The organism is Pseudoalteromonas rubra, from assembly GCF_004212645.1.
GTDB classification, from domain to species: domain Bacteria; phylum Pseudomonadota; class Gammaproteobacteria; order Enterobacterales; family Alteromonadaceae; genus Pseudoalteromonas; species Pseudoalteromonas rubra_G.
This window is the reverse complement of record NZ_PPUZ01000016.1, coordinates 1-11,966: the sequence shown is the minus strand read 5'-3', so window position 1 is coordinate 11,966 and position 11,966 is coordinate 1. Positions and strand designations below refer to the sequence as shown.

The 11,966-nt window shown below is 48.7% G+C and carries 12 protein-coding genes; 6 read left to right on the top strand and 6 right to left on the bottom strand.

The features are described from left to right. Positions 1-457: 457 nt before the first annotated feature. Together C3B51_RS05970 and C3B51_RS05965 are read right to left on the bottom strand one after the other, a co-directional pair. Positions 458-2,464, bottom strand: coding sequence for a hypothetical protein (locus tag C3B51_RS05970; RefSeq protein WP_130244484.1), 2,007 nt, complete (start codon positions 2,462-2,464; stop codon positions 458-460). Positions 2,465-2,707: 243 nt separating this feature from the next. Continuing rightward, positions 2,708-3,364 (bottom strand): Crp/Fnr family transcriptional regulator, encoded by a 657-nt coding sequence (locus tag C3B51_RS05965; protein ID WP_046005050.1) that lies wholly within the window; start codon positions 3,362-3,364, stop codon positions 2,708-2,710. Positions 3,365-3,657: 293 nt separating this feature from the next. Between C3B51_RS05965 and C3B51_RS05960 the strand changes: the two genes are divergently transcribed. After that, a complete protein-coding gene (locus C3B51_RS05960; protein WP_125716700.1) occupies positions 3,658-3,888 on the top strand; it encodes a YgjV family protein in 231 nt (76 codons plus the stop codon). A 56-nt stretch (positions 3,889-3,944) separates the two neighbouring features. Here the strand turns inward: C3B51_RS05960 and C3B51_RS05955 are convergent, their stop codons facing one another. Beyond that, positions 3,945-5,588: an amidohydrolase gene (locus C3B51_RS05955; RefSeq protein ID WP_206076604.1), complete on the bottom strand. Its 1,644-nt coding sequence runs from the start codon at positions 5,586-5,588 to the stop codon at positions 3,945-3,947. Positions 5,589-5,722: 134 nt separating this feature from the next. Between C3B51_RS05955 and C3B51_RS05950 the strand changes: the two genes are divergently transcribed. After that, a complete protein-coding gene (locus tag C3B51_RS05950) occupies positions 5,723-6,223 on the top strand; it encodes a DUF1543 domain-containing protein (RefSeq protein WP_125716699.1) in 501 nt (166 codons plus the stop codon). A gap of 16 nt (positions 6,224-6,239) precedes the next feature. Here C3B51_RS05950 and C3B51_RS05945 read toward each other — a convergent pair whose 3' ends face one another. Next, the gene (locus C3B51_RS05945; RefSeq protein ID WP_010383207.1) at positions 6,240-6,443 is read right to left on the bottom strand and encodes a hypothetical protein; all 204 of its coding nucleotides are present in this window, start codon (positions 6,441-6,443) and stop codon (positions 6,240-6,242) included. Between the two features lie 179 nt (positions 6,444-6,622). On the opposite strand from C3B51_RS05945, the gene proB reads away from it, so the two are divergent. The 4 genes from proB (at position 6,623) to gltX (ending at position 10,837) form a co-directional block, all read left to right on the top strand. Then, a complete protein-coding gene (gene proB, locus C3B51_RS05940) occupies positions 6,623-7,747 on the top strand; it encodes a glutamate 5-kinase (protein ID WP_130244483.1) in 1,125 nt (374 codons plus the stop codon). A gap of 112 nt (positions 7,748-7,859) precedes the next feature. Next, positions 7,860-8,813: a GGDEF domain-containing protein gene (locus tag C3B51_RS05935; protein WP_130244482.1), complete on the top strand. Its 954-nt coding sequence runs from the start codon at positions 7,860-7,862 to the stop codon at positions 8,811-8,813. 69 nt (positions 8,814-8,882) lie between these two features. Further along, positions 8,883-9,248, top strand: a complete 366-nt coding sequence (locus tag C3B51_RS05930; RefSeq protein ID WP_046005045.1) for a glutaredoxin family protein — start codon at positions 8,883-8,885, stop codon at positions 9,246-9,248. Positions 9,249-9,349: 101 nt separating this feature from the next. Then, positions 9,350-10,837: a glutamate--tRNA ligase gene (gltX, locus tag C3B51_RS05925; protein WP_130244481.1), complete on the top strand. Its 1,488-nt coding sequence runs from the start codon at positions 9,350-9,352 to the stop codon at positions 10,835-10,837. 90 nt (positions 10,838-10,927) lie between these two features. Here gltX and C3B51_RS05920 read toward each other — a convergent pair whose 3' ends face one another. Then, the gene (locus C3B51_RS05920; protein ID WP_125716696.1) at positions 10,928-11,371 is read right to left on the bottom strand and encodes a MarR family winged helix-turn-helix transcriptional regulator; all 444 of its coding nucleotides are present in this window, start codon (positions 11,369-11,371) and stop codon (positions 10,928-10,930) included. Between the two features lies 1 nt (position 11,372). Further along, on the bottom strand, positions 11,373-11,855 hold the full coding sequence (locus C3B51_RS05915; RefSeq protein ID WP_130244480.1) for a glutathione peroxidase: 483 nt from the start codon (positions 11,853-11,855) through the stop codon (positions 11,373-11,375). Positions 11,856-11,966: the final 111 nt, after the last annotated feature.

The window sequence follows — 11,966 nt, the reverse complement described above, 5'->3', positions numbered from 1 at the left end:
TCTATTTTGAGGCGAGAAAACTTAGTTGATAACACTGTACCCGCGTCCAGCTATCGCTGAGGCACCTGCATTCATATAGGTGAGGCAAAAAATTGCGAGCTCATACCTTAGGTAAAGACTCCAAATGAGAAGTTTTAACGTCGTTAGCGTTATATTTGCTCCTTTAAATTGAACAGGGTATGAAGTGAAATCGGTATTGGCCTGTTTAGAGAGTTATTTAAATTCATAGGGCTGGACATTACTACCACATTGATGAGAAGCAGGCTTTGATACCAGAGCATTAAGCGAACCAATTCGATATGGATGTTCACCATTGGGAGGTGTATGCATGTATATGGTCAAAAAGAAGGTTTTGCAGCAGGCTTGAAATGTACAACTCTGTAGGCAGAGAGGCCTCATCCGAAAGGCAATAAAAAAGCCGCGTAAGACGCGGCTTTATTTCAGTTTACTTTAGTGTTTAGTTACCGCCAGTACCAGTAACTGGTACTTCGTTAATTGTACAGGTTACCGGGATATCAAGCGTCTCAGCTGTTGCGTTCAAGCCGATATCTTTAGTGAACCAGGTATTATTACGAGGGTTCTTATAACGTACTTTATAAGTGACGTTCGCACCCGCAACGGCCTGCTCCAGATTTACAGAGAAAGTACCTGATGGGTAGAAGGTCTTAACAAAGCGGTCATTACGGAACAGCTGTGCAATTGTTGGTGTAGATACCGGCGTTGCTGGAACATCACCCGCGTCGTTATTGCTACATGTGAACTGAGGTGTCAGGTTCTTCGCAATTGGTGCCGCTGGCGCTGTAGTCAGAGTTAGCTTACCACCGTCAAGAGAACATAGGTTAGGGAAGTTAACTGCGCTAGCTTGGCCGTCTGTTGCTGCACCACCAAGAAGGTTGCCGTCTTTATCCATGGCGCTGTCCAGAATGTTTTTGCCATCCTTCATCATTTTCAGTTTAACTGGGAATGAAGGTGGGTTTCTGAATGTGCCTTTTGCAAGGTTAGTACGGTTGTACGCACCGATAAGCAAACGGTAGCCGCTTGCTTCAACCAATACGTCTGCGTACTGCTGGCTTGGGTTGCCCGCGCTGTCGACGATGTCGAACGAGAAGCGGCGGTTTGGACATTTATCAGCACCAATGATGTAAGTGAAGAAATCCAGGTTCCAGTAAGACAGGTGGTTCACTTCAACGACTACGTCGAAAGTATCGTCTGTACCATTTGCTTTTACTACGCCGTAGCTTTCAAAAGTCCACTTACCAGCGTCTTCGTCATAGCTCCATACTGGGAAGATGTCTTCCGCAGCAAGAGGTCTCGCTACAGGTGCTGCTACCGTACATACACCTTTATCAAACGCTTTAGCAGCTTCAGCTGCCAGATCACCACCTTCTGGCAAGGTGATTGGACATGGGTTCACAGTCTTCGCATCAACCTGCATCGCCACTTCTAGTGTGTTATCTTGGTTGTCTGCGTTTTTACCAAAGTTCTTAACTTTACGGTTTTGGCTGTCAACAAGCTCTATAGCTACGAAACCACCTGTAGTGAATGAACCACTTACGTTAGCAGCATCTTCGCTTTCTGGTGCCGCAACAGTCAGTGCCAGACCACCAGGGAAGGCGTCAAGGGCAGAGTCTGCAGCCGCGTTAGCATTGTCGTCGGCTGTACCGTTGTTTGCGGCAAAGCCTGTTGCTTCGTTACCAAAGTATGCAACTGTCAGAGTTGGCAGCTCGTCAAGCTCAACATCCTCGCCGTCTGCGTTTTTAGCGACGAACTTAGTGCCTTCTTTCAGCTTAACTTTTACACCACCGGCAGCTTTACCCGCGTTGATAGTGCTGTCTAGCTTTTTATTTAGCTCGATAGAACCAGCACCGCCCAAGCTCAAGCCTGTGCCTGCTGTGTAAGTTACGGTTACATCATTACCGTCAGCGTCTTTTAGGTCAGTCAGCGCTGAAGTAGTCGCGATGATTGGGGCTTTACCAGCTTCCTGAGTCAGGGTGCGTGGTGTTAGGCGAATTAGTTCGGCAACGTCTGCATCGTCTGCAGTCAGTTCAACAGTCCCTGAGTTTGATAGGAAGCCGTTTGCTGTAACTACAAAGTCAAATGTCAGACCTGCTTCTGGGATCTCTGCAACTGTAAATGCGAATGAACCTGCAGCAGAAGTAGTATCATCTTCGCCTAGCGCTTCACCTGCTGTGTTTAACACAGTAGCTGGGTTACCTGGGAAAGTGATGCTTGCAGTTACATCGTCTGCAAGTGCGTTACCAAGAGAGTCGGTAACTACAATAGAGAATGAACCAGCCTGCTTTTCAACAACCTGATCTGTAGGTGGAGCAACAACTTTCTGAGTTGGCTCTGGTGGCGGCTTGATGTCAACGTTATTGTCATTGTCGCTAAAGCAGCCTGCTAAACTAACTGAGACACCCAATGCAAGGGCAAGTTTAGTTAGTTTGAATTGTTTGTTTCCCATGATTTTTACCTTTTCCTTTAAATCCAAGTAAACTGAGAGTAGTCACTAATGCTTTGCAGATGTAAGAGAGCCTTGCCCCGCGCGCAAATTAGTGTTTAGAGGATAAGCCCACATTAATTTTTCGTCAAGTGAACTGCTCGATCTTTATCCAAAATTTCACATAAAATAATAACCTACTGATGTACTTTTAGGTTATAACGTCAAATGTGTTAATAATTCATTTTTCCTGACAATAATACATAATTATATTTGTGCAAATGCATCGATGAATGCCTGCAATTTAGCCATATCGACGGGCTTCAGGCCGTCGGATGTTCTTACTATTAACCCTTTTTCAACAAGTTCGCTGACCACGCGGCGGTAAGCGCGCTCAGTCGTAGCAAAACGTTCAGCTTCTGCACTTACCGTAGAATAGGCTCTGAGTAATGCTGGGTGATTGTTTTCCGCCCTGAGTAGGCAGTCTTTCGCGATGTTGTAGCTCAGCGGCAACAATAGCTTGTCGAGGTTGATTTTCTGGTTTTCGGTAAACTTTGCTGCAATCGTCTGAGCGGTGTACAGGCTTAGCTCAGGTTGAGCCAGGAGCAGTTGTCGCCAATGTTTTAGCTCAATGAGGTTATACTGCACGTCATTCAGGCAAGTCACTGTATAAATACAGGGTTGGTTATTCAGTGCTTCAATCTCACCTATCAGGGTGTTGTTACAGTCCAGCTGACCTAACAGCAAGCGGCGGCCGTTGCCCACGTCATAGCTAAAAGACACAGTACCACTTCTCACCAGGATCAGCTTTGTGAGTGGTTCATCCTGATGAATGAGCACTTCTTTTTTCGTGTGCTGAAAACTGTTACCTGCAAAACTGAGCAGTTGTTCCACCAAGGTGGTTGAAAAATGATATTGAAACATCTGGATGGCTCTTCGGACAATTGTCCTATTTATTAATTTGTTATGAAGATAGCATGACACTTATCGGTTTCACGCTAACTCACCCGATTGAGAGGCTAAGTGCTTTTCACCCCCGTTCCCGTGTTAGAGCTTATTTCAGGTCCTAATTTCTGTGGGGTTTAGTGAGTTAGCCTTTTTATTCTGTGCCCTTGCTTACGCGCAAGCCTACGTCAACAGTCGATTGCTATTATCCCGCATTTCGGCTTTTGGCGTCTACACTGAATAATGCTAACTCAACTGCGAGGAGAGAACAAATGACTTGGGAACTTTTAGGTTACATTGCGTCTGCCTTTTTAGTCGTTTCTCTGATGATGTCCAACGTGGTCAAGCTCCGCTGGTTCAACCTCGCAGGATGTATTTGCTTTACCATCTATGGTGTGATGATCACGGCCTGGCCAGTGGCGTTGACCAACGGCCTGCTGGCTTTGGTGAATATATATCATTTGGCTAAACTGCACCTCGCTGATAACAACTCAGCTTCATAAAATCGCATATTGCGCGACATTCCTTGCCGCGCTATGTATGAGCGTCCTAAACCAGACTAATCTTGTGCATAACGCAGTTGGCCAGCAATCCAGGTTTGTTTGACCTGAATGTCCCGAATTTCTTGCTCCGGCACTTTAAAATAATCTTTATTGACCAAAATAAAATCTGCCCACTTCCCTTGTTCCAGGCTCCCCAGTTTGAATTCCTGAAAGGCTGCATAGGCTGCGTCGAGGGTAAACGCTTGCAATGCTTGTGTTCGCGTAAGGCGTTCGTGGTTGCGCCAGCCTTGCTGCGGATATTGCTGAGCATTCATACGCGTGATAGCAGCGTGTAAACCATGAAAAGGATTAGCCAGTTCCACTGGGAAATCTGACCCAGCTGCAACTTTGCTGCCCTGTTGTAAAAAGGTTTGCCAGGCGTATGCACCTCTGAGTTGTTCTTCGGTCAGTCTTTGCTGTGCCATATGCATGTCGGAGGTAGCGTGGACGGGTTGCATCGACGGTATGATATCCAGTGTTTTAAATCTCGGAATATCCTCAGGTTCCACAATCTGGGCGTGTTCAATTCTGTTTCTCAGCAATTTGCCGCCAGTTGTTTTAAATACTTTTTCATAGCTATCCAATACCAATCTGTTGGCGCGATCACCGATGGCATGTGTATGTGCGCTGAAGCCATGCTTTACGGCTTGTGCTATCAGCAACTCGAGGTGTTGTGGCTGCTCCAGCATTAACCCCCGATAACCCTGACGATCTTTGTAGTCTTTAAGCAATGCGGCACCACGGCTGCCCAGTGCACCATCAGCATAAATTTTCACACTGCGAATGGAAAGCATGTCGCGTTTGTCTTTGTAGACGCCTGCTTGCAGCATACTGTCCAGTTGTGGATCTGCGGCACTGAGCATGGCATAAATGCGCAGCGGTAAGGTCTGGCTTTGTGCCCGGTTCTGGTAGAGTTTCCAGGTTTGTTTATCAATTCCGGCGTCATGGGCACTGGTTATACCTAAGCTCAGTAAGTGTTCGCCGGCTTTGTTCAGGGCCTGATTAAGGTGTGCCGTCGACGTCGGAGGAATGTGTTTTTTAACCAGGTTTTCTGCTTTATCTATAAAAACACCGCTCGGATTGCCGGACGGGTGACGCAGGATCTCCCCTCCGGCCGGAGACGTGGTTTTTGCATCAATGCCTGCCAACTTCATGGCCATACTGTTCACCCAGATGGCATGTCCATCGACCCGGGTCAGCACCACGGGGCGGTCTTTGACATACTTGTCCAGGTCGGCTGCGGTAGGGAAATCGTTCGGCGTCCAGCGTGTCTGATCCCAGCCGCGTCCCAAAATCCAGCCTTTTGGATTCTGCTCGCTAAAGGCCACAAGCTGCTGCCCTACTTGTTCCACCGAGTTTGTCTCACGGATATCGAGCCGGGATAAATTATTACCTAGTCCAATTATATGGCCATGGGCGTCAATCAGCCCGGGTAATAAGGTCATGCCCTGGCCGTCGAATCTTTGGGCTTTGGGGTATTGCGTAGCGAGTTGTTTGTCGCCTGTTTTGACGACTTTGCCATCCTTAATGACCAGGGTCGCAAAGGATTTGATCTCACCACCCCGGGTAGGGCTGTAACCGTTGACGTTATGTATCAGAGTGAACTGAGCCTTGCTGATCCCACTGAACAAAATCAGCGCCAGGTAAATAAACCGGATCATGAGAGGAATTTCCTTGTGTTATTTTATTCATTTAGCAACCAATACCGCATTTTGCCCGAAAAAGACATTGAACTGAGACAGAAAAAGCGCTGTGATACCATAATCGGGAGAATGTTCATTTTATAGGGTCAATAATGCAGTTATTTATGGTTTATTTGGGTGGTCGTCTGAGCGGCTGCCACATTGAAATGCATGACATTCGTTTTGTGGTTGGCGAGCGTATCGAAGATACGTTCGGCGCGCTCAAACAACAATGGGTCGGTGATAAGGACAAGGTGCATATGGACAGCTATGTTGCACTTGAGCATATTGATGGCTTTCGGGTGGAACTGGTCAGTGAGCCGCCTGCGCACCAACCCAAACTGTATTTTGTTAATCTGGGTGGATACCGACACGATAGCCTGGCCGAGCAGCATGCATTTGGCTTATTTGTTGCGCCTACAGCCCAGGTTGCCAAAGCGCGAGCGCTGGACACTTTGTTGCCAGGGGTGGACTTGCCTCACAAAGATGACTTGTATGCTGTAGATGATTGTATGGCAATAGATTTGATTGACGGGCAGCATTATGTGCGTCTGACACCCAGCGGTCAGTCACAACCGCTTGCACCGCAGTGGTTTGGCTACCATAAATTGTAAAGTCTTACGCAAAGAGTTATTCCTCTTTGTCGGCCTTAATTGCGATTCGGATGGCGATAATAACGATGGCAAACATCAGAAAAGGGAGCGCCGCGAGGGCATATTCTGCGATGTGGCTGTCCTGATAATTGGGCTGCAAAATAAAGTGCCCACCAATGCATAAAGCGATACTGACAAAGAGTAAAGGTAGCATTTTCAGTTCTTTATTGGGTTTGCTCATGGTTTTTGCCTGTACAGTGCGTTTCGTCACAGGCTTTTTAAACGAGTTATCTGCACAACGCAAGCCATTGTCGGTGTTTCTTTGATCCAGAACCTTTTTTAGCCTGCCATTTTTTTGCCTGCACCTTCGTGATATAACAAAGCCCAATGCCTGTCATTTGTACAGTGAGGGAATGAGGAATGAAAAAAACTAAGGTAATCGTGATCAAGCTCGGCACCAGTGTCTTAACCGCAGGTACGGATAAGCTAAACAAGCCGCGTATGATCGACATTGTGACCCAGTGTATGGCACTCAAAAAGCAAGGCTATCAGCCGGTGCTGGTCTCCAGTGGCGCAGTCGCGGCAGGCAGAGACGCCGTTGAGCATAGTGTGGGTGTCTCCATTGCAGAAAAGCAGATGCTTGCAGCCATAGGTCAGGGGCAATTGATCCATCTGTGGCAATCGCTGTTTGCGCTATATGATCAGCCGGTGGCCCAGCTGCTGTTAACCCGTGCCGATGTCGAAGACAGAGGGCGCTACCTTAATGCGCGCGATACCATTACTCAGCTGTTAAAGCATCAGGTGATCCCCATCGTTAACGAAAACGATGCGGTTGCCACCTCTGAAATTAAAGTGGGCGACAACGACAACCTGTCATCGCTGGTGGCCATTCTGGCCAATGCCGATAAACTGCTGTTGCTGACAGATCAGCCTGGTTTGTTTACTGCTGATCCGCGCAGCAATCCAACCGCAACGCTTATCTCAGAAGTAGAGCAAATTGATCAGTCACTGATGGCGCTGGCGGGGGGAGCTGGCAGTAAGCTGGGCACAGGTGGTATGTATACTAAGCTTGAAGCGGCGCGCACGGCACAGAGAGCGGGGATTGAGACCATCATTGCCAAAGGCGCCGAGCCACAAGTGATCGAACAAGTGCTGGCAGGCACAGCGCAAAGTACCACCTTTGTGCGTTTTGATGCACCGCTTGAGGGGCGCAAAAAATGGTTGTTGTCGGGCCCTAAATCGACAGGCTTTGTACAATGCGACATCGGCGCTGTTGCGGCCATCAGTCATCAGGGCGCAAGCCTGCTGGCCAAAGGCATTGTTGCGACGGGTGGAGAGTTCGCACGAGGTGATGTCATTGAAATTCGCGACCCGGACGACCAGCTGGTTGCTAAGGGCCTGGTCGCTTTCGATAGTCAGGAAATGGATCAGATCAAACGGCTACATAGCAGTGAGATCCCGCTGGTATTGGGTTATCCGGCCTCAAACGTTGTGATACATCGTGACGATTTAGTGTTGCTGGATGTGTACGCGGGTTCTGTTTGATGCTTTGTCCGCAGCATGTGCTTGCAGCTTAGCAGGTGTCCGTGCGGGCAATTATTGAAAGCTGGTAAATAAACGCTAATCTTTAGAGTGAATCTGATCACCGGGCAACCATGTGACTAAATCCACCTGCGGACACGAATACACCATCAGCTTAGTGCAGCTCAAAGAAGAGCGCGCTCTGTATCAGCAGTTTTGTCATATCCTGACATCGCTGCTGCCAGAGGTGGCACTGAGCTTTTTTATTCGCCCCAGTTTATCGCGCAAAGAGGCACTTAAGCTGGTCTATCAGCAACATGTGGACCAGACATTGCCATTAGATGAGATGCTGGAAAAAGCCCATCAGTGCAGAGGCAAGCCTGCGTTGATCAGTAAATCCTATACTTGTATGCCGCTGCGGCTTGACGAACAGGTCATCGGGTTACTGTGGATCTACCAGGCATTAACCCCGGCTAACTGCAATCTGGCCGCTCATCTGATGCATGTTTTTTTCCATCAGCTACACACCCTGGCACTGGCCCGTATCGATCCCTTATCTCAGCTGCTGAACCGGCAAACCTTTGATGAAAAAGTCCTGGAAATTGCCTCTGGTCAGGGCTTTTTGCAACCGCGGGAGGAGCCGGATCTGCGTGGCTGGTATCTGGCGCTGTTCGATATCGACCACTTTAAACGGGTGAACGACACCTTTGGGCATGTCATCGGAGATGAAGTGATCTTATTAACAGCCCAACATCTGAAAGACAACTTTCGCGCCGAAGACTATGTTTTTCGTTATGGCGGTGAAGAGTTTGCGGTTTTGTTTCAGGCGCATAGCGACGATGAAGCGCAATCACTATTGGACCGGGTCCGCAAGGTGGTAGGCCAGGTGGCATTTCCTCAGGTGGGTAACATCACGCTCAGCGGCGGCTATACCGAGGTTACGGATGTTATGCAGGTGTCGGAATTAGTCAACCAGGCGGATACCGCGTTGTACCATGCCAAACAACATGGTCGCAACCAAGTTATTTTTTATTGCACGCTGGGACTTGCTGCGCCTCAGATCATGACCTCAGACATCGAACTTTTTTAAGTTACCGGGGGCCAATTTTTTGGCCAGTTTGTGGTATTCTACGCGCCACAAGAAACCTGGAGTATGACAATGAAATTAATCCGTATGCTGCTTGGCAGCCTGATCTTAGTGTTTGATTTTATCTTTACCCCGCGCAGTAAAAAACGCCCGGCAGACGCGCAGGCAAAGTTGGATGCGCAAACCGCTAAACTGAAGCTGTATCAGTTCAAGGGCTGCCCGTTTTGCGTCAAGGTACGCCGCGCGGCGAAGCGCGAAGGGTTAAAGCTGGAAACCCGTGATGCGATGAATAATCAGGTATACCGTCAGGAGTTGCAAGAGCAGGGCGGCAAGATTAAGGTGCCTTGCCTTCGCATTGAAGAGCAAAACCAGGTGACCTGGCTGTATGAATCGAACGACATTGTGGCGTATTTACAAAAGCTTGAACAGGCTGCTTAATCACCACACCCGGTAAACTGTGTTGCAATAGTTTGCCCGCACAAGGGGCTATGCTAGCATTAGCCCCATGACCTCATTAGACACAATTTAAGAGAAAAAACATGACTATCCGTACGCGTGTTGCCCCGTCACCGACGGGCGATCCCCACTTAGGCACGGCCTATATTGCGTTATTCAACTACTGTTTTGCCAAGCAGCAAGGCGGTGAATTCGTGCTGCGTATCGAAGATACCGATCAGCAAAGAAGTACCCCGGAATCAGAGCAGGCGATTATGGACAGCCTGCGCTGGTTGGGTCTTGAGTGGGACCACGGACCGGATGTGGGCGGCGAATTCGGCCCTTACCGTCAGTCTGAGCGTAGCGATTTATATAAAAAATATGCTCACCAACTGGTTGAAGAAGGTAAGGCTTTCTATTGCTTCGCAACGGCGCAAGAGCTGGACGAAATGCGCGAGCAGCAAATGGCTGAAGGGTTACGCCCTAAGTACGATGGTCGCGGTCTGAAGCTGAGCCAGGAAGAAATTCAGGCAAACCTGGATGCAGGTAAGCCGTACGTGATCCGCATGATGATCCCAGAAGAAGGCAGCTTTAAGTTTAACGACTACCTGCGCGGTGAGATTGAGATCCCGTGGGAAAATGTCGATATGCAGGTACTGCTCAAAGCAGATGGCTTCCCAACCTACTTCCTGGCTAACGTAGTTGACGATCACCACATGCAGATCAGTCATATTTTCCGTGGTGAAGAGTGGATCAACTCAGCACCTAAGTTGCTGAAGCTGTACGAAGACTTTGGCTGGCAGGCGCCGGTACTGGGCCACTTGCCACTGCTGCGTAACCCGGATAAGTCTAAGCTGTCTAAGCGTAAGAACCCAACTTCTATTAACTACTACAAAGAGATGGGTTATCTGCCTGAAGCGGTTCTGAACTACCTGGGCCGTATGGGCTGGTCAATGCCGGATGAGCGTGAAAAGTTCACTCTGGCTGAGATGATTGAACACTTCGATATGAAGCGCGTGTCACTGGGTGGACCGGTATTTGATATCGATAAACTAAGCTGGCTGAATGGCCTGTGGATCCGTGAAGAATTAAGCGACGAGCAGCTGATTGAGCGCTTCGTTGATTGGAAACTCAATGGCCAGATGCTGGCACGCGTGCTACCGGAAGCAAAAACGCGTATTAATACCTTGTCTGATCTGGTCGGTCTGGCTGGTCACTTTGTGGGTGGTATTCCAGAGTATGATCCGGCGCTACTGACCGCTGGTAAAGCGGAAGAAGAAACGGTGCGTCAGGCGCTGCAATTCTTCATCTGGGAGCTGGATAAGCTGCGTCAGTGGAGCAAGAGTGAGGTCTTCGCGGTGGCTAAGTCAGTTGCGACTTTCCACGAGCTGAAGATCAAAGACTTCCTGGAGCCAATCTTCGTGGCGATTACTGGCAAAACCTCATCAACTTCTGTGGTTGATGCGATGGAGATCCTGGGCTCAGACCTGTCGCGTGCACGTTTACGTGTGGCACTGAACCATCTGGGAGTTTCTAAGAAGCAAGCTAAGAAGCTGGAAAAAGCATACCGCGAGTATCCCAGCATCGGGTAATACACTCCTGGGTATCATTAACCCCGCAAAGTCGGGGTTGAATGAAGCGCATGATAAAAGGCTGAACTCAGGTTCAGCCTTTTTTATTGCCTAATTATCATTGAGCTGGCTACTTAAAAAGGTATCCAGCAGTGCCTTAAGCTGTTGCAGATCTGCCACTGGCATATTGGTCTGTGCCAGCATTTGCTGGGGAATACAGCTACAGGCGGCCTCCAGTGCTTTACCTGCATCGGTCAGATAAATATGACACTGACGTTCATCACGCTCGGAGCGCACCCGTGTCACTAAATCCTGTTGTGCCAGTCGTTTGAGCAGTGGCGTGAGCGTGTTGCTGTTCAGCTGCGCCCGCTTGCCTATCTCTCCGACTAATAACCCGTCCTGTTGCCACAAGATCATCAGGACTATGTACTGCGGATAGGTCAGGCCATGGGCTTTCAACAGCGGCTGATAGAGCCGGGTGACCTGACGTGACGCGGCATACAGGCTAAAACATAACTGGTTGTCCAGGCGCAATTGCGTGGGCTGCTCTTTCATCTTACGCACTTAATGCTTTTTCAATATCTTTGCTTATTTTCTCAGGTTTTGTGGTTGGTGCATAGCGCGCCAGTGGCTGACCGTCTTTACCGAGCAGGAACTTAGTAAAGTTCCACTTTATTTTGTTGCCAAATAAGCCGGGCAGGGCGTCTTTGAGGTAGGCATACAGCGGGTGAGCATTGTCACCATTGACCTCAATTTTCTCCATCATCTGAAAATCAACCCCGTAGTTGATCAGGCAGCCCTGTTGGATCTCGCTGGCACTGCCGGGCTCCTGTTGGCCAAACTGGTTACAGGGAAAACCAATGATGGTCAGGCCCTGTGAACCATACTGCTCATGCAGCGCCTGAAGCCCTTCGTACTGCGGCGTCAGCCCGCACTGGCTGGCGGTATTCACCACCAGCACCACCTTGCCCTGCAGGCTACTAAACTCAAAGGGTTGTCCTTGCAGTGTATTGGCACTGAATTCGTATAGTTTTGCCATTTTAAATCTCTTATGATTATATCGTGTGCGATATAATTTAGTGTAACCAGCCAAAGAGATCAAGTTAATACCAATTCTCTTAATTAAGGGTTCTATTTTGAGGCGAGAAAA